This is a genomic window from Halorubrum saccharovorum DSM 1137 (assembly GCF_000337915.1).
Taxonomy (GTDB): Archaea; Halobacteriota; Halobacteria; order Halobacteriales; family Haloferacaceae; genus Halorubrum; species Halorubrum saccharovorum.
In genome coordinates this window covers 33,846-58,406 of the sequence record NZ_AOJE01000066.1, presented here as the reverse complement: position 1 = coordinate 58,406, position 24,561 = coordinate 33,846, and the positions used below count along the sequence as shown (strand labels likewise).

Below are 24,561 nucleotides of genomic sequence, written 5' to 3'. Positions count from 1 at the left end.
GCTCCTAAACACCCGATTTGACGTTCGCTAAGTAACGTGCTGTATTGATCAACTTACGTCTCGAATATCTTCTCTAGAAATCTATTTATTTACTCACTTCCGTATACTTTTGATCGAACAATGATATCGGTGTTGGTACACCCCCCTGATGAATAATTACCTTATATTCCCTAATGTGTGTACTATGGATCCTACTCCTATCAGGGTCATACCTTTAAGTGATGGATCTAGAGTGTGTGCCATGACCGAGCCACGTAGTAACACCCGGGGGGTATCGGAGCGGGATCTCTCGGGCCACAGTGGGGGGCTTGCAACGGTAACGGACGAGCGTTCGAACTGCGGGATCGGCGGGATCGTCGACCTCGACGGCGATCCGGCCCACGAGACGGTCACCGACGCCATCGAACTGCTCGAAAACCTCGAACACCGCGGGACGACGGGCGCTGAGGAGGACACCGGCGACGGCGCCGGCATCATGGTCGCGCGCCCCGACGAGTTCTTCCGCGAGGTCGTCGACGCCGACCTGCCCGAGGAGTACGCGGTCGGCTCCGTGTTCATGCCGACCGAACCGAGCGTGCAGGCCGAAATCCACGACGTCATCGCGGAGGTGTTCTCCGTGTACGGACTGGAGGTCCTGGAGTGGCGCTCGGTTCCGACGGACAACGCGGACCTCGGGGAGACCGCGCTCGACTCGGAGCCGGAGGTGGCTCAGCTGTTCGCCGCGCCGGTCGAGGGCGCCGGCCTCGCCGAGCGGTTCACCAGCGAAGAGACGGACCCCGACGACGCCGACCCGGAGGTCCTCGGCTTCGACCGCGCGCTGTACGCCGCGCGGCGCGAGATCGAGAACGCGGTGTCGGAGGTCGACGGCGCCGGCCGGTTCTACGTCTGCTCGCTCGACCGCCAGCGCGTCGTGTACAAGGGCCTGCTGAAGGGGTCGCAGCTCGCCGGCTACTACTCGGACCTGACCGACGACCGCTTCGCGAGCCACGTCGCCTTAGTTCACGCGCGGTTCTCGACGAACACGCTGGGCGCGTGGCATCTCGCGCACCCCTACCGCAACATCGTCCACAACGGGGAGTTCAACACGATCCGCGGGAACGTCAACTGGATGCGCGCCCGCGAGAACGACCTGGACCACCCGGCGTTCGGCGCGGAGCTCGACACGATCAAGCCGGTGATCGACGACCCGAACCAGTCGGACACCGCGAGCGTCGACAACGCGGTCGAGCTCCTCTTACAGGCCGGTCGCGACCTCCCGCACACCCTCCGGATGCTGATCCCGGAAGCGTTCCGCGACGACGAGCTGATGGATCAGGCCCGGGCGGACTTCTACGACTACCACGCCTCGCTCGTCGAGCCGTGGGACGGCCCCGCCCTCGTCATCGGCTTCGACGGCGACCGCGTCGCGGGCGTCCTCGACCGTAACGGGCTCCGGCCCTGCCGGTACGAGGTGACCGACGACAACCGACTGGTCGTCGGTAGCGAGGTCGGCGCGCTCCCGACCGAGCCGGAAGAGGTGACCCGTCGCGGCCGACTCCAACCCGGGGAGATCTTCGTCGCCGACCCCGAGCAGGGCCGGATCGTCCCCGACGACGAGGTGTTCGAGGACCTCACCGACGAGAAGTACGGCGAGTGGGTGTCCGAGCGACAGGTCGACCTCGACGAGATCGTGGGGGAGGAGGGGGTCGCCGCTGGAATCGGTTCGGGCGACGACGCCGACGCGGCCTCGGGTGACGGCGACACGGAGCCGACCGTGCGCGCCCACCAGGCCGCGTTCGGCTACACGACCGACTCGCTGAACCACCTCGTCGAGCCGATGGCGAAAGACGGGAAGGACCCGGTCGGTTCGATGGGAGACGACACCCCTCTCTCGGTGCTCGCGGACGTCGACCGGCCGCTGTTCACCTACTTCAAGCAGCTGTTCGCGCAGGTGTCGAACCCGCCGATCGACTACATCCGCGAGGAGCTCGTCACCTCGCTGGAGACCCGGATCGGGAACCAGCGGAACCTGCTTGACGAGACGCCCGACCACGCCGAGCAGATCGTCTCCGACGCCCCGATCCTCACCGACGCGGAGACGGCCGCGCTGCGCGACCTCCCCGGGCCGGGCGAACGCACGCCGGACGCCGGGGACGACGAGCCTGGCACGCCGCCGTTCACCTCCGTGACCGTCGACGTGACGTACGACCGCGACGGGTCGCTGGTCGACGCCGTGAACCGGATCCGCGAGGACGCCGCGACCGCCATCCGGGACGGCGCCGACGCCGTGGTCCTCTCCGACCGGGCGGTCGGCCCGGACCGGCTCGCGGTGCCGAGTCTGCTCGCGACCGGCGCGGTCCACCACCACCTCGTCCGCAACGGGCTGCGCAACCGCGCGGGGCTCGTCGTCGAGTCCGGCGAGCCGCACGAGGTCCACCACGTCGCGACGCTCGTCGGGTACGGCGCCGACGCGATCGACCCGTACCTCGCGTACGCCTCCATCGCCGACGTGGTCGCCGGCCCCGACGGCGCCGACGAGGAGGAGGCGCTGGCCGCCTACCGGCACGCGCTGGAGGACGGCCTCCTCAAGACGATGGCGAAGATGGGCATCTCGACGATGGAGTCATACCAGGGCGCGCAGATCTTCGAGGCCGTCGGGCTCGACTCCGACTTCGTCGCCGAGTACTTCGAGGGCACCGAGATCCGCACCGAGGGGATCGGTATCGCGGAGATCGAAGACGACCTCCGGACCCGCCACGCGGTGGCGTTCGGCGCGGACCCCGAACTGGAGACGATCGGCGAGTACGAACACCGGTCGTCGGGCGTGAAGCACGGCTGGAACCCCCAGACGGTCGGCACGCTCCAGCAGGCGGTCCGCGGCGGCGACTACGAGCAGTATCAGGAGTTCGCGGAGCTCGTCAACGACCAGTCCGAGGAGCTTCAGACGCTCCGGGGGCTCCTCTCGTTCGAGTCCGACCGCGACCCGGTTCCGATCGATGAGGTCGAACCGGTCGAGTCGATCGTCGAGCGCTTCTCGACCGCCGCCATGAGCCTCGGGAGCATCTCGCCGGAGGCCCACGAGAACAACGCGATCGCGATGAACCGGCTCGGCGCGAAGTCGAACACGGGCGAGGGCGGCGAGCCCCCGGAGCGGTTCGGCACCGAGAAGGAGTGTTCGGTTAAGCAGGTCGCCTCCGGGCGGTTCGGCGTCACCTCCGAGTACCTCGCGAGCGCCGACGAGCTGCAGATCAAGATGGCGCAGGGGTCGAAGCCCGGCGAGGGCGGCCACCTCCCCGGCAAGAAGGTCAACGAGATGATCGCGCACGTCCGGTGTTCGACTCCGGGCGTCGGGCTCATCTCGCCGCCGCCGCAACACGATATCTACTCGATCGAGGACCTCAAGCAGCTGATCTTCGACCTGAAGGCCGCCAGTCCGGACGCCGACGTCAACGTGAAGCTGGTGTCCGAGGCCGGCATCGGCACCATCGCGGCCGGCGTCGCGAAGGCGAACGCCGACGTGGTCCACGTCTCCGGCCACGACGGCGGGACCGGCGCGTCGCCGAAGACGTCGATCAAGAACGCGGGGCTCCCGTGGGAGCTCGGGCTCGCCGAGGCGAACCAGATGCTCCGCGCGACCGGCCTGCGGGACCGCATCCGCGTGACGGCCGACGGGGGGATGAAGACCGGCCGCGACGTGGCCGTCGCCGCCGCGCTCGGCGCCGAGGAGTACGTGTTCGGTACCGCCTCGCTCGTCACCGCCGGCTGCGTGATGGCCCGGCAGTGCCACGAGAACACCTGTCCGGTCGGCGTCGCCACCCAGCGCGAGGACCTCCGCCAGCGCTTCCCCGGCCAGCCGGACCACGTCATCAACTACATGACGTTCATCGCGCAGGAGCTCCGCGAGATCATGGCCGAGCTCGGCTACACCGAGGTCGAGGAGTTCATCGGCCGTCCCGATCTCCTCTCCCAGCGCGAGACTGACCACGAGAAGGCGCAACACCTCGACCTGTCGGCGGTCATCGCCGAGCCCGCGGGCGAGGCCCGGACGAAGACCCGCGAGCAAGAACACTCCGGCATCGACGAGCTCCTCGACTGGGACCTCATCGAGGAGGCGAGCCCGGCCATCGAGGACGGCGCGCCCGTCGCGCTCACCCGCGACGTGGAGAACGTCGACCGCGCGGTCGGCGCGACCCTCTCGAACCGCGTCGTCTCCGAGCACGGCGGCGAGGGGCTCCCGGACGACACCGTCACCTGCCGGTTCGACGGCTACGCGGGCCAGAGCTTCGGCGCGTTCCTCGCGTCCGGGATCACCATGGAGCTGTCCGGCGCCGCCAACGACTACGTCGGCAAGGGGCTCTCCGGCGGTCGGATCGTGATCAACACGCCCGAAGAGGCCGGCTACGATCCCGCCGAGAACGTCGTCGCCGGCAACGTCGGGCTGTACGGCGCGACGTCGGGCGAGGTCTACGTCAACGGCGTCGCCGGCGAGCGGTTCGGCGTCCGCAACTCCGGCGTGAAGGCGGTCGTCGAGGGCGTCGGCGACCACGGCTGCGAGTACATGACCGGCGGCGTCGTCGCCGTGCTCGGCGACACCGGCCGGAACTTCGCGGCCGGGATGTCCGGCGGTGTCGCCTACGTGTACGACCCGGACGACCGGCTCGACGACCGCGTGAACCGCGGGATGGTGTCGGTCTCGGAGACCCTCGAAGAGTCCGACGAGCGCATGCTCCGCCGGCTCGTCGAGAACCACCACGCCTACACCGACAGCGACCGCGCGGCCGAGCTGCTCGACGACTGGACGACCGCGCTCGACGACTTCGTACGGGTCTTCCCCGACGCCTACGCGGAGGTCATCGCCGAGGGGAAGGGGGCCGACGTGCGCGAGGAGCCGCCGGAGCCCGCCGCTGCCGCTCCCGGATCCGCGTCCGACGCGACAGAGCAGGCGTCGAGCGACGACTGAAGCGCTCGGTCGCTGTCGGCTCGCTGATCGCCTCGGTCCGCCGACGATGGTCTGTCCGCCGGACCGTTTAATAAGCGTCGCCCGAACCTCCCTGCGTGGACGAACTCGTCGTGAGCACGGAGGTGTACGCCGACCCCGAGGACGTGTACGCGTTCCTGCTCGACTTCCCGCGGTACGCCGACTACTCGGAGTACCTCCGAGAGGTGCGGACGCTGGAGGGCGAGGGGGGGCCGGGCACCCGCTACGCGCTGACGTTCGCGTGGTGGAAGATCACCTACACGGCCCACTCGCGCGTGACGGGCGTCGATCCGCCCGGGCGGATCGACTGGGAGGTCACGAAGGATATCGACGCCAGCGGGTGTTGGCGGGTGACGCCGGCGACGGCGGGTGATTCCGACTCGACTGCCGACGACAGCGACGACGGCACGGACGCCGCCGACCCGACCGACGACCCGAACCCGTGCGAGGTCGCGCTCGAAGTCGAGTTCGACCCGGGATCGGCCAGCTCGGACGCGCTCGATCTCCCGACGCTCGTCTCGTTCGACTGGGTGTTGAAGAAGGCGATCCCCCTGATCAGAGGCGAGGCCGAGCGCGTCGTCGAGCGCGCCGTGCGCGACTTAGAGGACTCGACGCGCGACGTGGACCTCGACGTGTACGTCGATTCCGCCCGGATCTGAGCGCGTGTGGGAGTCGGTGTCGCCGGTGTCGGCGAGTCGAAGGCCTTAATATATCCAGCGGGGAACGAATGGATGCGTACGAGGGCTCGTAGATCAGTGGTAGATCATCCCCCTGGCACGGGGAAGGCCCGGGGTTCAAATCCCCGCGAGTCCACTACCGTTTTCTCGCCGTAACCAGTGTTCTTCACCGCAAGGTAGGACGCTTCTAGCGGCCGGATTCGCACTTTCTGGGCTGACAACCACTCCCTGCAAAAAGGGAGTTCATAAGAATCGCTTAGGCGGGTCGCCGCCTGCTAGCGATTTATACAATGAGCGGAGGTGGTCATTATGACGCGTCATATCGACCCGACAGAGGGCCCCCTGCTCATCTGTGAGTTCTGCGGCTGTGAGATCGAACATCCGAGACAGCGCTGCGCAGCGCTCGAGGATGGGAGGTGTCAGCCGTGACCAGAAACCNGACCCGACAGAGGGCCCCCTGCTCATCTGTGAGTTCTGCGGCTGTGAGATCGAACATCCGAGACAGCGCTGCGCAGCGCTCGAGGATGGGAGGTGTCAGCCGTGACCAGAAACCACCCTGCGCGGGCCACAAACTGTTCCAAGGCAGTTACCCGCGCCGGTGGGAGTACGTGTTCAGACGTACCGATTGAACGCCGACCAGCTCCGGTAAAGGAGGTGGTCAGGCGTGTGTAACCTCTCCTTGGGGTGTGTTGAACGTTACGGCGCGAGAGATCGCGCCGGACGGGCTCACACAGGGGTGTACACGTGCGGTCCAGATTCGACATGTGACGACTGGGTTGGCACCCACCTCGGAGGGGACGCGTGACGCACGTCGAGACGGCCCCGCACGAGTGCGAGGGCAATCTCATCTTCACCGAGCACGGACTGAGTCCGTACTGGATCATCGGGAAGGTTCTCACCGCCGGGTTCGACGGCTACTCCGGCGACATCGAAACGGAAATCGATGGCGAGACGTGGACCGTCTCACTCACGTACCAACAGAGCGGTATCGCCCCGCGCCCGGAGGACGACGTCGGTGGTGACCGGCTCTACGAGTTCCGTCTCGGTGCGTATGGAAACGGCGAACGCAAGGCAAACTTCCTGATTCAGCCGCGTTTCGTCGACATGCGACACTACGAGACGGACGACGAGATTTCGACACCGTTCGACCACATCAACGAAGACGAAGGAGTCAACGTTCGGTTCTCGAGCTCAAACCTCGAACCGGACGAACTCCGACGGCTGCTATCACTACTCGTCCAGGACGTTGCTCAGGAGGCGGACGTTCACGTCAACCCCGAGTATTTCGGTGGCTCCGTCAACGAGATGAGCAACATCACGACCTACGAGCGGTACGTTCGGGTCAATCGAAACTGGAGCCAGAAGATCGTGGGTCGCGCTGGTGTCATGCAGCGGCTAATGCACCTCTGTGCGACCGAGAAGGGAAGTAAGTTCGAGTATCGTGTCGACAACGAGGATATCGTCGGCTACAATCACCGCGTTATTCTCCCCAAGCGGGACGCGCAGCGACTAATTTCCGGACACCGGTTCGGGAAGCAGATCAAACACTACCACCCGAAGCACGTCCGTAACAACGACGAGGGGGACCCGCTGTACCACCCGAAGGTCGGAGTGCTTCTCAAGAAGTCTCTCACCGGCCACTCGTTCAACTGGTCCGAGCGAGACGAACTCAAGCGGGAGATCGATGAGACGCTCATCAACGTCCTCGATTGGAGCGAGGTCCCAGTCAGGCCGGATCAGACGACGTTCGTTCCGGATAAGCACTTCAGTGTCAACGAGGCGGAGAAGAGCATCCAGCGTCAGTCCGACCCGACGCCCGAAATGGAGACCAATCAGGAGGCACTCCTCGTCACTGTCCTCCGTGACCTCTGTGACAGCGACGTCGAGATGCTCGAGTCGCTCGTTTCCGATGGCGGGGAACGACATCCACAGGCCTTGGCGGATCAGACGGGACGAGGAATCAGTACCGTCTATCGAGCGCTAGAGCGCCTCCAAGGGATCGTTCGCAACGATGGGGCATCGGTGTCGTTCGCCAGCAAGAAGCTTGAGCAGGAGATTTCGGGCATCGTTGAGAGCACTGAGCATCAGATCGAGAACGCCGCTGACCGGGCAGCGAAGATTCTCAACCTAGAAACGCGACAAGCCGCATCAAGCGCTTGGCAAAAGTGGTGTGAGAAGTACGCTGCGCGCATCAGCGAGACGGGCGACGACGGACATCCAACCGTTCGAATCGATACGGTCCTTTCGGAGCTGAAGAGTTCATCGCTGCCGTGTGTCGACGAGGTCCTCCAGGAAGCGCTCAACGCGTGGCGGAGTGAAGGGCGTGACCCGTTAGACCTCCTTGAGGCACGAGTCAAGTGGCGGACCAGTCCGGAATCTTGGCAGGTGGGGAAGGTGAGCGTAAACACCCGCCGCTAGCGCGGGACTCGTGAGTGGCAACACTATCCAATACACCTAGAATCGGCTCTTTTTGCGGGTAATTCCGGGCGGTTTGGGTTGACTGAGCGTTTTGTTCTCTCAGCAGGTCGTCTCTTTGCTCGTCAATATCGCGCTCGTTTCCCAGTCGGTGGGACGCCCCCCTTAGGGAGTGTGCCTAAGGGCACTGGCGAGAAAAAGTACCTCCCATCCCCGCAGAGTTCCACATGATCCACATGAAACAGGGATTGACATCTGACAGGACGAACTTATAGAACGAATAGTCTTCCGGAGCTACTCGGTTTCGTCAAAAAGAGGATCAATATCTGCGACGGTGTAATGGCGAATAAGCTCACGGAGCGTGCGGTGCTCCCGTGTTATTTCCTTCTGGTCGCACAGTTCCAAGAATCTCTCTCCGAAATATGGGATGTCCTTGTTACTAACCGTCGGATCATCTACGTCCCCGTCGTAATTTGGATGATCTTTTCGCCAATCAGCAGGATTCAGCGAATGGTTGTAGATATCCCAATATGTGTTTGGTGTGTTGTAGTTTTCCTCCAGTGTTCCAAGTGGGTCGAGGTTATTGATCTCGTACGTCTCAAATATTTCTCGAACGCGATCTTCAAGACCCGAACCGGAATCAACCCGTTTTCCCCGGCCTTGGAGGTGTTGTATATCAAAATCACCCTTGAACAAGCGAAGTTGATCGGGAGAGCGAGAATTAACGAATTCACAGAACTGTTCGAGCAGTTCTCGCTCGTCATCAACGCCAGTACCTTCTCTGAACAGAACTTGAGAACGGCCCGGCGAACCTGCCTGCGGTGTGAACCCGACCCCAATACACAGTAACTCGATATGGTCTGAGTTATCTAGATCGAGCTGATGCTCTGGAACTGTTGAGACGGTCTCGATATCTACAGCCAGCACACCCCCCTCAACCAGCGGAGGTGAATGATTATCTTCTGGTACTTTGACGAACTCCGGTGGTTCCTCAAGGAGCGTAACGCCCATTTCCCCTCTATTTGAGCTCAATTTACGATCGCCTTTGTATTCGTCACCCTCTGCCCTCTCTAGCAAATACCAGTGACCAGCCTCAATATCGTAGTTATCGGATTCACTCGCCCAAATTTTCAGCTCGATTTCGTTTTGCTCTGGATCGAGCATCCGATATTTTTGATCACCATTATCGAACGATTTTCCCTGAATCACTTTTCCAACAATGTCAATTGCTTCGCGGTCTTCGATATCTGGCTTCGTAGTGCGAGGGAGTTCCATCAGGCGATTTTCTATCACCGTCATATATAAAATCATCATATAGTACGCGCTACCAAACACAAAATTAGATAGTAGAATAGCTTAAGAACGGGGGGATGTCAACCTTAGCGTGAAGAGTGCAGCCGAGCAAGGGCGAGTTGGTGACTCGAAATTGCTCGACCGCGCGTTGCGAAAGCACGCGATCAAGAGGTATTTTCGCGTGAAGATACGCCGACGGAACACCGCGTCGAAACAGTATTTTTGTATCACGCCGGTCTCTCGTATCGGCGCGATGAGCGAGCAGTCGGGCGCTCATACGAGGCCGTACGTCAGTGGTATCACCGCTTGGCGCACCTATTCGACCCAGTTCACGACTACCATTCGACTGTCGCTATCGATGAGACCAAGCTGAAAGTCGAAGAGACTGAGGTCTACGTCTGGGCGGCAGTCGATGTGGGTGACTTCGAACGTCTCCACATCGAGGTCTCTCCCGGCCGATCTGACCTCGATGCCTTGCTGTTCGTCAAACAAGTCCTCGAGCGGTGTCGCGGTGAACCAGTTGTTCTCGTGGATCGCGGACCGTGGTGCAACTGGGCGCTTGATGATCTCAATCTCTGTGATTCACGCCGTGAAACGTGGGGGAACGGTCTTTGATCGAAGCCAGGTTCGGCCTTCCCAAGTACCGAACCAGGCTCTTCTATAGCCGGTTCTCCCACTATAGCTCCTGGAAATCAGTAGATCGCTGGGTCAAAGCCTCTGCAGCTCTCCACAATGCCATCATCTAATCTTAACACCCTCTGTTCCATTAATTGTCCTTTTTACTAGAGTTGGGGGAACTGCATTCCCAACGACCCGTTCAGCATCTTGGTTTGTACTCGGTAGCTCATACCAAATCGGGAAATCCATCAGTAGCGCTGCCTCCCGAAAGGTGATACCACGATCTTCTGACGGGTGAGTAAATCGCCCCGAACTTACATTAGTGCAACGAGTGGTCATAGTTGGGGCCGGCTCGTCCCAGTTCATGATACCGTAAGCGGAAGACGCACCTGAATTTAGGTTTTGATGACACTCTTTGATAAGATTCTCGTCCTCAGTCCCTCGGAGATCTCTCCAACTCCCGCCATGACGGCGGATTGCTCTGATCATTTTAACGGTACTATCTTGGTGTCGGTGAGCACGATGCGCCGGATCATCCGGATAACCATCGATACCAACTTGTTTTTGACCAAGGTCAAGATCTTCCTTTAGATCATCCCGTCGAATTGTGTCCCGAACTGTCGTCCATTTTCTGAGATCTTCGTCGTCTCCCGGACTTTCTGCGTGTGTTGGTTCTGGAAGTTCGATGTCAGAATCTTCGGCACCATAGACGAACATTCCAATTGTTCGGTTCCGCTTTTGTGGGACGCCGTAATTAGCAGCGTTAACAACATCTAATTCGTACCCGTAACCGCCATTGTCTAGTGTATCCTCACTTCGAGTCATGGTAGCCATCCGCCGTACTAGCCAATCGATGTAATCGGTTGGAACCTCCTCACCAGCGTTCATAATATTACTAACATTTTCGAAGAAGACGACATCGGGAATCTCTTCTTCAATAAATTCGACGTAGGCACGCAGAAGGTTATCCTTAGGCTTTCCGCTGGGCCAAGGGTCTGTATCTCGGAGGCCACTAAAATTTTGGCAAGGAGGACATCCACAGATCACGTCTATATCTCCCTTCTCAAGGTCGAACTCCTCCCGAATATCCTCAAAGGTGACCGTTGGAAGTTCATTATCGACATCGTTATCTTCGTATCCACGGCTCAGGTCCGCCTGAAGCGGTGCATCGAAAGAAACACTGCCAGAGTATTCGTCGAGTGATCGTTGACAGAGGTTCTTCTGATAGGTGTTCAGCGCTCGTTCGTACGCATCAACCGCACCTACTACCTCATATCCTGCCTGAACGAACCCAAGCGATGCTCCGCCAGCACCGCAGAACAGGTCAACAACCTTCCCCTTACTCATCGTCTAATATTGTCTATCCCCGACGTCTATATTTATCGGTTGAACGGTGTCTATCTATATTCCGCACATTCGCTCGGATGAGTTTAGTAGGTGTCAAATTATTTTACAGGTACTGTTTCAAATTTATATTTAATATTTCTTTCAAAATATTAATCTCTGCTGTCTAAACGCTACCGCGTGAATCCGTGTAATTCCCGATGGGCTGCTAAGACTGAATCCGGTGGTTTTGCTGAACTGTCCTTTGGAAATGTGATATATTGGCGTCATCTATTTGACTGTGTTACTTGTTTGTTTCCCAGTATACTAACAAAGAACAAGTATCTCTGAAATCCCCCTCTGTAACCGTGTTCCCACAGACTCGTGTTACGACTTGAGAATCATCTCTGATTAGAACCGTATCGGCGTAGCGTAATCGAACATTGCATCAAATATATCGATCACTTCCTGGACGACTTCTCCTCGGAGGAGAACGCCCAATTCAAAATTACCAGACAAAGAAAGACGTGTTAGATTAGCACTCCCCAAATACGCAACTGTATCGTCAATAACTATGGCCTTTGCGTGAGTTGCACCTGTCTGCCGATTCCAGCGGTTTGTCTCGTAGAAATCACGGATTGATAGATTCTCACTTGCGCCTTTTGAGTCCGATAATTGCGAAATAATCTTCTCTAGAGCGTCTAGCGTAGACTGATTTGGCTCATCGGCTTCAGCCTCGCGGGTGATAAGTCGTAACTGGACGCCACGACGGGGAATAGCCGCTAAATCATCTATTACATGGTCTGTAGTATCAAAATAGGGATTTGCAATTCGGACAATTTCAGACGCATTCGCGAGCTGCTTACGAATGGATATGCGAATTGGGCTGAATTTTCCCTGTTTAGAGGCGATGACTTCTTTCGGAAGAGTTGAAACAATTTCTACGGAAGAATTCTCCTTGTTTGAGGAACCAGTAGAATTACTCACTTGACTATATGTTGCGATTATGATTTGGTCAAGAATCCGGAGAGCACTGAGTGGGTCAGTGACTTCTATTCGGTAGTCTGCGTATCCCCGACTTGTTGTCTTTTCTATTGCTACACCGTTGTTGCAGAGCGTTGTCGCCAGGGCATTGAATTCTCTCGAAGTGATTTGTTCATCGAACGCAGCAAGAACCTTGTTTAGGTGATCCTGTTTAAATGCGTATGTCCGGCATCGGATCGGAAATGGTAGTCCATCGAAATAACGAATGTCTACATTACCAGTATTAGTGGTCGATTGCGTACCGATGGGAGTAGTACTTCCCAATAAAGCAAGTGCAAGACGTATCGATTCGATTCGCTTTGGATCTGGAATCACATCCACAATAGAGAAATCACTACAGATTGGAGATCCGTCCAGTAACCGGGCTTGTCGATTCATATGATGATCTTGATTATCGTATGTTTTCCAGTGACCTACTCAGTTTCTTCGTCGATTGAATTCATGTCGCTAGTTCTTTCGGAGCTATTCTGAATTGCTGGTTCCCAAAATCCTGTAATCTTATCTTTTCCTTCGAGCAATCTACGGTCTAATGAATGATTGAAAAATTCACAAGAAGTCTCTGAGATATGAATACAGGCATCGCAAGCGGCACCCTCTGTATCTTCCGAACATGCCGGGTCTAAGAGGCAATCTTCTGCGAGGTCTCGTGCCTGAGATAGCCACGGGTGAAGACGAGTTTTGAATAACGTCGACATACTGCCGATCGAGAATGATTCCGTGGTTGATGCATAGATCACAATCGCAGGAATATTACTGAACACGCGCTCTCCAAGTGTATCCGTAGCGAGTCCACACTGCTCGCCAGCTCGTGCAAGTAGACAGTGGCTCATCGAATGTAACAGTGTATACACCGCCTCGGTGATCTCATCTTCAATGTCTGCAAACGGATTCTCCAGTTCTGTTGTCGCAATATTGGTCAAAAACCATTCTTTTAGCGCCCGTTCATCGGATGTGTCCGGAACAGAGTATCTGCTGTCTTCTGGAGCAGACTCATCAAGGAGGTCGTTGGCAACCAGCCAGTTAATGATCGCAGCTCGATCGATCTCGAGGACGATCGCCTCAGATGGTGCTCGGTCTGCAAAAACAGGGACAGTATTTTTTCCACGAGGATGCGTGAATCGTTTTAGATCCGTGTTTCTTGGTTCCGGATCGCCGCGACTGTACCCGTAGAGCACGTTGAGCAAGGGAAATTGGTCCACGACCCACGCTTGACTGATGTTCGTCTTGTTTAATTGGTCCCTGTACCTACTGCTCTGAGGGTGGTCAGATCGGAACTCGGGATCTGAGGTGTAAATCTCGAGATCAGTCGGATTCGGATAATCCAATTGCTTGATTTTCTCTGGGTCGCCGTCATACCCATCTGTGGTTCTCATGAACGTGAATAGTGCATGAGACGTGTTCGACCACGCAAGTTTGCGGTCTGCTTCCTCAGAGTGGAATTCTTTTTGTGCGTCGAAGGGGACAATATGTTCTGTATCCTCCAGTGCAAGCCCACGTCCTTCGAGAGGAATTCCCATCCCTTCCAAAATCCGTTTTACTGTCTCAGGATCTTCCCCATCCTCAACCATCTCCTCAAATTGACTTGATTTTCCTTCCTCAGTTGCTAATTCTTCGATGGTCATATCGTCCGGATCTTGATAACCGAGATATACCGCAGCCAAGACTCTAGCCCACTGCTGATACGTGGGCATTTCTTCTGGTTCAATGTCAACAAGAGGGATGTTTGCCCTCACGAATCGTTGTGAATAGTATATTCTTGAGGATGCTGTGGGTAAGGGACCATCCATCTCGTTGCACACTCCACATGATTTGGACATTCCTCCCATCGAATTTCCGCATTTATTACACCTGAACCGCCATGAAGCAGGACCACTCGAAGTCTTTTGTATCCGATAATCCTCGAATGCGTGATTTGAGCACGGCTTTGGGGGGCTTGGATCCTCAAGTCGTCCACATCTACAAACGTTGACGAAAGACAACTGAGTTAGCTTTCCGTCACAGACCTCGCATTTACCATCGCTTGGAAGCTGTTGTGGATACTCACGAGCCGTACTATGTATCTTCTTACAATCTTCACAGTAGAAAATTGTCGGAAACAACCGTGTTTCGATCGATCGATAGACTTGATATATATCTATGTCACTTGATGTAAGATCATCCCAAGTATCACCAGTCGTTCGGTTCTGATGCCTCTCTGCCCGATTGTTTATTTCAGCGACTATTCGTTCCTTGTCGATGTCGTCTATTTCATAAGAGTTCCGCCATGGTCGAACCTCAGCAGTTACTCCTAGGTCACCCATGTCGACGACGTTCGCTTCGCCGAATGAGTGCATTGCCTGTGCGCGACCACGCTCCATCTCCAAATCGTTATCTGTCATTGTCCGTAGTTTTAGGGGATTGCACTGCTGTTCTTCTGTTAGAACAACTCGCCAAGCTAGTGTGTGAGTTTACAAGATTCATCCACGATACCCATTAATTATACTGGACGTGTCATTGTCCAAGGCGATTGTAAGCTGTTCGTCGATGTCGCGCAGGTTCAGCATTGGAGCTCGTTGGTCTCCTCGTTCAAGGACAGCACTAAGGAAGTTGGATTCATCAGAATTCGGGTTATTTGCTCGCTGACGCTCGATGAGGTTCTGTGGGTCGATTAATGCATCCCAAATATCGTCAAAACGAGCCTCGATCTGACGTCGATAGAGCTCTACACCCGTATTTGAGCTCCTGTTGACGAGTTCGTGATCGAGCCCATACGCATTCCGAACCATCGCCAGCACTTCGTTATAACCCAGATAGCCATTTGTGACTGCTTGTTGAACTCCTTCACCATCGTAGAGGCGTTGACTGGTTTTGCCCGCTAGTTTCTCATCGAAGTACTGGAGCAGAAGCGCACAAACTACACCAGGCATTGTGCATTTGATGCCATATTCTGCCCATCGTTCCAGTGGTGTAGCTTCTACGAGGAGGTCCTGGTACTCCTGGTGGTACTGGAAGTGCTTGTAGTGTGACCGATCTCTGGTTCGCATCGGATCAAACAATAAGAACACAGATCCAGGCCATTTGCGTCCCACACGAGAGTATGACTGAATATACTCAGCCGTGTTTCGTGGTAATCCGAAGAAGCCGATGAATCCCAGTGCGTCGACGTCAACCCCGTGGCTGATCATAGACGTGGCGATTAACATATGCACGGCCTCAGCCGGGTCGTCCAGTTTGTCCAAATTCTCGAGTACATCAAGAACAGAACTCACGTCTTCAAGAGCTGTTTGCCCAGTCATCAACTGACCATTTAGTGGATAATATGGATCTCCATCGTCAGAGAGGTGGACATTTATCATCGTCCGTAGAACCCTTTTTATTAGATCTGTATTGTCACGAGAATAATGGTAGGAAACCTGAGTCTCGTAATCGTTTAATATCTTATTCAGTTCTGGTCCGTACTTATCAACATCCGTAGGGAGGTTGGCTTGATCAACAGAGTAGGTATCTGCCACATCTGCCATTTCGTCACGGAGATCTGCAGGTTCTGCACGGTACTCTTGGATCGCGCGAGCGTATTCCTCGTGAACTTTCTCAATTGCGTACGTTCGGGATAGTGAGCGCGGAAGCGCCCCGATCATTCGTCTCTGGATTCGCGTGGGATGAGCGTATGCGTAAAAAGACTGCTTGAGCCGAGGGCTCTGTGATGGGAAAATATTTGTTTCTTTCATATATAGTGCTTCAACCTGCTGTTCAGCCCCTTTAATCGTCGCCGTTGCAGCGACTACTTTTGTATTCCAATTCCCATCTGTGAAGACAGCATTAAGCTGCTGGATCAGAGTCTCATAGTGAGAGTCAAACGAGCCGAATTCTTCACGAAGTAAGTGTAGCTCGTCTTGGATTAACAGACTAGGTGGATCCACCGGATCGATTTCTACCCAGTCATCGGGACCACATTCCCCGCCCTCATTCAGTATCCGCGTATTAGCAATGCAACGGTCCTCTCCAGAGAATCCGTGTTTATCACACCGAAGAAGAGTCCGCCCAAAGAGAGCAGTACGCATCCGTCGCTGCATTCCAATAATTGAGATTTTATCGATTGTAGCAACTACGAAAGTCGGCGTATATCGATAAATCTCTTGGTCTGTAACGTAGACTGGGAGTGGCGCGGGATCGCCACCATTCCTCTGTACTTCATCACACTCCGGATTCTCGCACTTGTGTAGAATTCGACCTTGCTCGAGATCGCCATCGATGATAACACTATCCTCACCACAGAATGGACAATTGTTAACATACTTTACTGAGCTTTTGAACTCCTCATCGTTCTGGGCGTCCCGGATGTAATTTGTATATTTACCACTAGAGAGTTTGTTCGGCGTGTTATCGGATCCAACGAGGTATCCGACCGAGAAAGATTCCCCGCCGATGTCATCTCTACGCCTAATCTCTTCGGCCATTGCAAGGACATTCGCAATTCTTTGGAGTTGCTGCAGACTCAAGAACCGAAGCGGAAATTTTGCGAAGGCAGTCATTCCGTGCGTTTTCCCTCTAAACCGATCGTGGAATGCTGTGAACGTTACTAACCCCAAATAGGCCTCAGTTTTCCCACCTCCTGTCGGGAAATAGATGACATCAGCGACATCTAATTGCTCTGTGAACTGATCTTCCTCCCAATCGATCTCTATATCATCTCCAACCTGATCTGCCTGCTTCAGCATATCCGGGATCGTCATCAGGATGAATACGATCTGGAAGGTTCGCCACTTATCGAATCCCATCTTGACGAATGATTCGTTCATTCGCTTAAACGATTCAAGTGCTCGAGAATCTTGCCGGAGGCATTCTATTCCAGTAACCATCCGATCCCGGTGTGATTGGAAACTCTCGACCGAGGAATCGAAATCATTCTCTGCTTCCCGTGATTTATTATGGGTCATCTCCGACTTGATTTCTCGATAGTCGGAGACAGCAGCCTCCATTCCGTCAGCCAGGTCTTCCAAGCAATTGAACAGTGCTGCATCCCCATTCATTCCTGCGAGGGTATCCATTGGAGCTGCAATATCATCCGGATTCCGGGACAGGTATCGTGACTGCTCGTATGTCGGGACCAATTCCGTTCGGACACCAACTGGGTCATCCAGTGTTGGATTCTCAGAATATTGTGACCGATCAGGTATGCCCGAAGAATCGAGGTGTACGGGATGTACAGGCTCTGTTGCCGTGTTCTCTCCCACAGCGAAGATACGACCGTCGTATTGATATTTATCCTCAATCTCGTTGGAATCGAATGTTTTCAGAGGTTCGCCCTCAATAGTGACTGCGACTTCGACATCAAAGAACGTTGATCGCCAGTCCTCATATCCTGGATCGTTTCTCTCTTGATATTCCTCATCTTCAGATTGGTAGTCTGACCCATGGGTGTTGATTAGACGGGCAGTAACTAACAGGTAGTCACCGTCTTCGTCCGCTTTCACATCGAACTCAAGATGTGCATCCCACAGAGGCGGGATTTCGTCTCTGGCATATGAGTCCGCGAGATGATTTTCGAACGCCTGCTTGGAAGCAAGCGTTTCCTGGTCAAGCAGTGACGCTTCGTTTTCATCAACTCCTTCAGTTCTTTTCCGAAATCGTCTATCTACATCGTACGCTTCCTTGTAGAGTTTGGACAGATCAAGTTCGAATACTCTTGAATCACTATCCTCTATAAGTGACTTTACTTCGCTCCCACTTACCGTAACGGCACTCCAATCTGGGTCTAATCTTTCGTAGGTACGGAGTAGATCTGTGACCTCATCTGTGTCCATGACGCTAGAGTCACTATCGCTATCTTCGGCATCGGTAGGAGATGTCTCTCGGTCTTGGTCTAGAACCGATGCCGTTTCGTTGTCGTTGGATTCCCGCATCTGTTCGTCATATGTCGGGAATCGGCGCTGGAAGGCAGATGCTCGAGGGAAAATCGAAATCTCTGCATCATCAGAAATTGTGCGCGGGAGGCGGAAGGTAACTCCAATTTTGAATGGTGCAACCTTTTTAGCTACATTTTCAAAAGACTCCTCGTTCGCCTTGGCCTCGCGATACTCATACTGAGAGGGTAAGGCAGCCGCAAAAAACTGGTTCTGGGGACGGCTGCCATACAGGGATTCGTATTGGCTCCCACGTCCAGTGATTCGCTCTGATAGATCGTTCGTCAGAACGTTGTTGATTAATTGTCGTCGAATATATTCGACATTACTATCTTCCTCATACGCTTCTGATGGCGGGCGTGTGTATCGTGGCGCATTCGACGGAGGAGCGTCCCGTGACATAATATGACAATTCCAATAGTTCGACGGTTGATAAAACTATGTTCAAGAATTTTTTTATGAAACTACGTCGAACGCCATCTACCAAGGTAGCTGTACGAACGAGTAACGTCATACTCAATTGAGGTTACCTTATGAGCCAGGACGAGTGGTTCATTATCTTCGTCGAACTTCTCAAAGTCAGATACCCGGATGTCTAGGCCCTGATCGTTTCTAAGTAGGTCCTCTACTTCCATATCTTCAGAGAGGAGTTCTTCCTGAGCCTCGTCGAGCCACTTATCAATCAATTCGCTTTTGACGCGTCGTATTGTCCTATTCGCATTCCAGCATTCATCGAGTTGGTTCTTAATTTCATCTAGGTCGTATGCATCTGCGATATAATATAAGGAATCCTTTGATTTCGGCATAGTCACCTCACCATGATACCAGTCTCTGTAGGTAGATTTGTTTTTAGGGGTAATCTCTGTGCTATTCATTTGTTCTACAAAATCCTCGAAGCTGTGGTCTCGTAGGTCGATCTCCCGTTGTAGCAGATCCTTCCACTTGTTGGCTTTGACCACGATACTCGCTTCTCCCATATCATAGAGCTGTCGTTCAACGTGCGTTCGGATTTCCATCCGATCTCGAACACTGACGACGTATTCCCCGACGTTTACTTCTCGAAGTGACTTAGACGTACGTACTTTCGCGTCCATTCTAACAACCTCAACGGATGTATCTGGTTTATCAGCCATTCGGTAACCATCTCCAGCAACAAGTTCGATACAACCATCAATATCACGCCGACTCCAAGTGGACTGTTTTGAATTATCGGACCCAGAGTGGGTTGGCTGATATTGCCCATTAGACGAGTTAGAGACGTTATTCTTCTGTTCGATCAGTTCTCTCAACCTTTCACGCTTGTTCGGGTCCTTGGTCTCGTGATTCTTAAACGTCGAAGAACCAGATGATGTCTCATCTTCATCTGGAATATTGATCCTGATTCCATCAATGCCAGGAGAGGCGATTGTCGGCGAAGAATTGCCCTCACTTGGCGGGAGTTCTGCGCTCGGCAGTTCTTCTTCTAACTCTTTTAAGATACTCCCTTCTTGCGGGTTCAAAATATCGTCTTTGTGTGGGGTAGCCTCATTCATTGTAGAGTTGAGATTGGAAGCCTGTGAAAATAGTAGACCCAACTCATGAGGATATGTGAGAATAGTAACTTCGCCTCCATGTGGCGAACGCAAGAGCCATCGATCGGAGTATTTTGGCGGTCCATACAGCATAAGACGGTCTGCAGAGTATGATCGGGTTAATTCAGAGGGGGTCTGAATAGTTACAGACTCTTGAGCTTCAAGCCAAAATTCTTTCCTATTAATATACATATCTGCACGCAAAGCTTCTGCTTCTGGGTCATCCGGCGCAACAATAATTAGAGATTCATTATTGTCTGTCGCGTTGAGCATCTCCGAGAGTACTCTACCCCGTTTCCAAGACAAATTCTCATCATTATCTAGCATCTCACAGAGATCCTCAAGATCGTAGATCGCATTCTGAAGGCCAGTCCCTCCTGCCTGTGAATCACCAGACAGGTTTGATTTCATTTGACGAAGAGCTCCTACTCGTCCAGAAAGAGTAGTTGCCATAGCGTGTTGTGCTCGGTAGATATTGCTCTGAGAAAGGTTCGATAGGTTCCTTGAAAAGGCAGAAATTGTATCTTTAAGATAATATCTGGCGAATTTTAGCTGTTTGGTTCCAACTTCGTTGACAGTGGAATCGAATTCTTGATAAGCTTCCCACAGCCTGGAAAATTGGTCTGTGACGGTCCCTGGTGGACAGATTCGTGCTTCATACGATTGTCCATCTACCTTCCGTTGGAGATGGTCTCGCTCTCTTTTTGTACAGCTCGGCACAACTTCTTTATTCTCGTTAGACGCATCGGTTCTCCCATTCTGTTCTGCCGAAATTACCATATTCAATGAAGGAAGACTCCATGCCCATGTCGTATCCACCTCTCCCGAAATACGGTTGTATGTCTGTCCGAGAGGATCGCGAATATAGTAGACTACTGTAGGAATCTCTGCGTTATCACGCCACTCTTGGAACTCATCGAACCGCTCTTCGTCAAATCCTACTCCTTCATCGTAAAGTACAGCCTGAATCTCATCAGCATGTTCTGAATTAGGGAGTCGCGTAGCCCATTTCGCATATATGACTGCCGGTGGGGCGTCTTCAGTTACATAATGATGTGTGCGATGGGCTAGAGATCCGTCGGACTTCACTGATGCAAGTGGCCATCGACCAGTGGAATATTCGAACGCACCTTTCATGCGCTCATATCGGTCTCGAATATCACTATTTCGAGACATAATCATCACTGCACGCCGGTTCATTCCCATCATCTCAAACAAGCCAGCCAGCGTGTGCCGGTCAAGGTATTCTTGCCTCAGTGTTGGTGATATGATACAGAGATCTCGCTCTTGCCGAATTGCACTTCTAACCAACTGAATATGCGTCTCTTCGGTAGGTGGTAGCTGATATTCGTCGCTGCCAAGAGAAACTAACCTAATCTTCCCCATTTTAGTCGTTCTACTATCATGAATGAGGGCGGGCTTATATATCCTAGTTGTATGTCTGAATAGAATACTCCCCATTGCAGGAGTGACGCAAACGATTTCTTAAAATCACCAACACATATGCCGACACCAACTTGAGGCCATCATGTACCATGGTTAGCTTAGGATTCGCTCATAGGTCATCAACAATGCCGAGACGATCAACCTGACTACTCTCGCCGTCGAGGACACGATCGGCGTCGTCGACCGACGGGACCGATACGTCATTCCCCTGGAGGAGACCCTTACTCTCCTGACCCACTCCGGGGCCCGCCGGACGATAGGCCTGACCTTCTCGACAAGTCCATTCAGGACCGCGTTGACTCCGGAGAGATCCTCCTCGCAGTCATCCGGGCCTTCGAACGCGCTGACGTGGCCACGGAGACGGTAGAGGACGTACGTTGGATTGTTGTAGACATGGAAGACTCCGATGATGTCCCGATCACCGAAGAGGTCCGGTCTGCCCTTCAGCTCCTCGCCCACCCCACTGTGGGGGTCGTCGAACAGGACGAGGAGGGGATCAGACCACCACCGACTACGAGATGGAGTGCAGTTGGTCCGGTCGCTTGGGGAGGTCGTACAACCATCAAGGGAGAAAGAATAGATTGAGGCTTCCGGCCCGTTCTGTTTGTACCAGTCTGTTACGTCGATATCTCGGGCGCACCGGTTGCTGATGACTTCCAACCGATCCCCCGAACATATGGCCGACCCGAGACCTTGGGATACATTTATCGAACCGAATTCGGATGTTTTAGCCGGCGAAAAAGCCGTTTATCCGACAAAACCTGGTATCACGAGTCGTGTTCAACTGATATCCAACTACCCCGACCAACTGCAAGCGGTATTGGAGGTGTCCCCGACCAACCGCACTCGGCTTAATAGATGACGAGCCCGGCTCCTGTATAATCCAGATACGGTCGTTTCGCCCGGCGAAGATAGCGGTTTAGCCGATAGAATGATCCACAACGTTTGAAACCGAAGGCGATCTTCGTCGTCACCAGGGAGTCCCCGGCGATTACCGGGGTCGAGGGGTCGGTCTTCAACCATTTCCCCCCCGGTCGATAGGGAATAGTCCCTACCCTCGCGAAAACGAATACAGCTATTTCGCCCGGCGAGAAAGGCGATTCTCACGACGGAACGGAGTTATTCGCCGACCCGTTCATGTGTTGCTCACTGAAGCCTGCCAGCGTTCGGCCATTACCCGACTGATTTATTCTGATGAGCCGGGGAGCCCCCTCCCAAGTCCCCCAACGGTTGTACCCGTATCTCTAATCCGAATTTCGACGTTCCGGCCGAGCGAGATTCCGGTTCTACGGATAGATCGGATTTACCTCCACCGGGAATCTTCCTCACTGTCGATCTCCTGTTTCTCTCCCGGCCCATCCCGGTCCTCAGTGGCGGCCCTATCCACTTGTGGAGTATCCATCACCCCCGACAGAGACACTCGTGTGACACCCGAGTCATATCGACGAGGTGCCGGTGGATGTCGTCGGCGAGTCGGTACATTGCCTCGGCCTGCTCCCTCGTCGCGATGCCAAGCCTGTAGTAGGTCTTCGTTCGGTTCCGGTTCCACAGCTCGGCAAGGTCCTCCCCAAACGCGTCGTCGTAGAGGCCAATCTCGGCACCACGTTGGTAGAGTCGTCGGTGGCTGCTGATGACCTCCGCTGCGGACATTGCCCCGTCGTGGATCAACCGGAACTGGATAGTGCGCTCGATGGCAACGAACGCCGACTCGATTACGACCGTGTAGTACCCTTGGTTGAGGAGGTTCGAACCGACCTCCAACAGCCGGCAGGCACGGCGAAGTTGGACTAACTCTGCGTCGTCGACATCCAATCCCTCCTCAATCGTTCCAGGGCTGCCCTCGAAGGTTCGCTCGGCCTCCGTCAATTGGTCTCGGATATCGTCATTCATCGGCGTACACCTCGGTCCGGAGCTCGGAGAGTTGATCAGAGCCGACCAGCGTAATCCCGTCGTCGAACTGGGGACGAAGCTGGTCACCAATTCTTTGGACGCTGTTCGTCGATTCGACGAGCGGCTGGTACGTGTACCGGTTCCCCTCGAACCGTTGGTCTTCGAAATCACTAACGACCGACTGAACAGTCCGGCGAGCTGCGGTTCTATCCTCGTCGACAATCACCAAGAGGTCGATGTCGCTGGTCCTGTCTGCCTCTCCCCGTGCGACGCTTCCGAACAGGACGACCCCGACTAACTCGTCCAACTCATCTTGGAGTTGTTGCAGAAATGCCCGGACTGGTTGGTGAAACTCGTCCTGTGGGATCGAGAGAATCGGGTCCGATTTCGTGAGCCGGTCACGATTGATCCGGACTTGCTGGGTTCGTCCGTCCTGTGCTGTTTCAATGACATCGAGCTCGGAAAGCAGCCTGACCGCCTTTGAGATCGTCCCTTGATTTGCCCCTGTGAGATTCGCAAGCTCGCTCATCGAGTACGTCGCATACGGTTGATCGATGAGAACGTCAAGAACGTCCTGCATAGCTTGGTATCGGAATACTCGATCCTCCGGAAACGGGTATTGCAACGCGATCGAGATAGATTCTTTCCCATTAGGCATATGATTCCTATTAGGAAAGAGTCTGAAAGCTCTGGCGGTGAACTGATCCAACGACGGAATGCTGGATTCGGCTTTCTTGGTTCGGCCCCTATGTCCGCATCGCCTCTCCGATACGCGCCTCGGTCGGCTCTGCAAGGTAGGGCTCGATAGCAGAATAGTCAGACCATCCACCGACGCTCATCATAGTCCGGACATCGACCTGTCGCTCGACGAGGTGATACGTCGCCCAAGACCGACGGAGATCATGCGACGAGACTGACTGCCAGCGTGGGTCGTCAGTTTTCTCTGAAACGGCGTGAGCCGCTTCCTTAACCCATCGACGAATAGAGGGGGTACTGGCGTCGACCCACGAGTCGGATAGGCTGAGGTCACGTTCACGGCTGTATTTGTGGATATCCTCGGCAACGTCGTCGGGCATCCATGCGTCACGTGTCGTCTTTGACCCGCCTTTTGTATTCTTCCCCTGGATCTCGAAGAGCCAGATGTCGCCATCGTCGGAGTATCGGAGGTTGCTATCGTTCGGATAACTCACTTCTGACGCCCTGAGCCCGCATCGTCCCATCAGCTGGACCGCCACCTCACGCTCCCAGCCGTTCTCCCCAGCTGTTCGTTCCAGCCGATTCAGTTCGTCAGGGGAGAGCCAGCACTTCGTCACGTCATCGCTGTCGTCGATGCGGACCATAATCGGATATCATAGTAAACCCGGTTATAGGTTTCTTCTCATGAGACCAACTTCACCGGCTAATGCCGTTCAATGGCTAGTTCGTAATCGGGTTATAGAATAACT

14 protein-coding genes and 1 tRNA gene are annotated in these 24,561 nt (G+C 54.7%); 5 read left to right on the top strand and 10 right to left on the bottom strand.

Translation table 11 applies throughout. The features are described 5' to 3' along the window. Positions 1 to 241 precede the first annotated feature (241 nt). The 4 genes from gltB (at position 242) to C471_RS13545 (ending at position 8,052) form a co-directional block, all read left to right on the top strand. Entirely contained in the window at positions 242 to 4,939 is a 4,698-nt protein-coding gene (gene gltB / locus C471_RS13560; RefSeq protein WP_004049979.1) for a glutamate synthase large subunit, read from the top strand. A 95-nt stretch (positions 4,940 to 5,034) separates the two neighbouring features. Continuing rightward, the gene (locus C471_RS13555; RefSeq protein WP_004049978.1) at positions 5,035 to 5,616 is read left to right on the top strand and encodes an SRPBCC family protein; all 582 of its coding nucleotides are present in this window, start codon (positions 5,035 to 5,037) and stop codon (positions 5,614 to 5,616) included. 82 nt (positions 5,617 to 5,698) lie between these two features. Beyond that, a tRNA-Ala gene (locus tag C471_RS13550) sits at positions 5,699 to 5,770 on the top strand. Positions 5,771 to 6,435: 665 nt separating this feature from the next. Continuing rightward, positions 6,436 to 8,052 carry a DUF7845 domain-containing protein gene (locus C471_RS13545; RefSeq protein WP_004049976.1) on the top strand — a complete coding sequence of 539 codons (1,617 nt, stop codon included), beginning with the start codon at positions 6,436 to 6,438 and terminating at the stop codon, positions 8,050 to 8,052. A gap of 291 nt (positions 8,053 to 8,343) precedes the next feature. On the opposite strand, the gene C471_RS17225 is transcribed toward C471_RS13545, so the two are convergent. Then, on the bottom strand, positions 8,344 to 9,324 hold the full coding sequence (locus C471_RS17225; RefSeq protein WP_152421913.1) for a hypothetical protein: 981 nt from the start codon (positions 9,322 to 9,324) through the stop codon (positions 8,344 to 8,346). A 324-nt stretch (positions 9,325 to 9,648) separates the two neighbouring features. Here C471_RS17225 and C471_RS17495 point away from each other — a divergent pair, with 324 nt between their 5' ends. After that, on the top strand, positions 9,649 to 9,957 hold the full coding sequence (locus tag C471_RS17495; RefSeq protein ID WP_004049973.1) for a DDE-type integrase/transposase/recombinase: 309 nt from the start codon (positions 9,649 to 9,651) through the stop codon (positions 9,955 to 9,957). 123 nt (positions 9,958 to 10,080) lie between these two features. Here the strand turns inward: C471_RS17495 and C471_RS13530 are convergent, their stop codons facing one another. The 9 genes from C471_RS13530 to C471_RS13490 form a co-directional block, all read right to left on the bottom strand. Continuing rightward, a complete protein-coding gene (locus tag C471_RS13530) occupies positions 10,081 to 11,307 on the bottom strand; it encodes a DNA cytosine methyltransferase (protein ID WP_004049971.1) in 1,227 nt (408 codons plus the stop codon). 387 nt (positions 11,308 to 11,694) lie between these two features. Continuing rightward, positions 11,695 to 12,705, bottom strand: a complete 1,011-nt coding sequence (locus tag C471_RS13525) for a phospholipase D family protein (RefSeq protein ID WP_004049969.1) — start codon at positions 12,703 to 12,705, stop codon at positions 11,695 to 11,697. 35 nt (positions 12,706 to 12,740) lie between these two features. Further along, positions 12,741 to 13,949: a DUF1998 domain-containing protein gene (locus tag C471_RS17880; RefSeq protein WP_193366128.1), complete on the bottom strand. Its 1,209-nt coding sequence runs from the start codon at positions 13,947 to 13,949 to the stop codon at positions 12,741 to 12,743. Between the two features lie 834 nt (positions 13,950 to 14,783). Further along, positions 14,784 to 18,611, bottom strand: coding sequence for a helicase-related protein (locus tag C471_RS13515; RefSeq protein WP_004049964.1), 3,828 nt, complete (start codon positions 18,609 to 18,611; stop codon positions 14,784 to 14,786). 62 nt (positions 18,612 to 18,673) lie between these two features. Continuing rightward, complete coding sequence (locus tag C471_RS16640) at positions 18,674 to 20,869, bottom strand: DrmE family protein (RefSeq protein WP_239638663.1); 2,196 nt, start codon at positions 20,867 to 20,869, stop codon at positions 18,674 to 18,676. A 450-nt stretch (positions 20,870 to 21,319) separates the two neighbouring features. Further along, a complete protein-coding gene (locus C471_RS17490) occupies positions 21,320 to 21,685 on the bottom strand; it encodes a hypothetical protein (RefSeq protein ID WP_004049960.1) in 366 nt (121 codons plus the stop codon). A gap of 942 nt (positions 21,686 to 22,627) precedes the next feature. Further along, complete coding sequence (locus C471_RS13500; protein ID WP_004049958.1) at positions 22,628 to 23,116, bottom strand: hypothetical protein; 489 nt, start codon at positions 23,114 to 23,116, stop codon at positions 22,628 to 22,630. After that, a complete protein-coding gene (locus tag C471_RS13495; protein WP_004049956.1) occupies positions 23,109 to 23,696 on the bottom strand; it encodes a nucleotidyltransferase domain-containing protein in 588 nt (195 codons plus the stop codon). The genes C471_RS13500 and C471_RS13495 overlap by 8 nt, the downstream gene beginning before the upstream one ends. A 166-nt stretch (positions 23,697 to 23,862) precedes the next feature. Next, positions 23,863 to 24,456, bottom strand: a complete 594-nt coding sequence (locus C471_RS13490) for a site-specific integrase (RefSeq protein WP_004049954.1) — start codon at positions 24,454 to 24,456, stop codon at positions 23,863 to 23,865. Positions 24,457 to 24,561 lie beyond the last annotated feature (105 nt).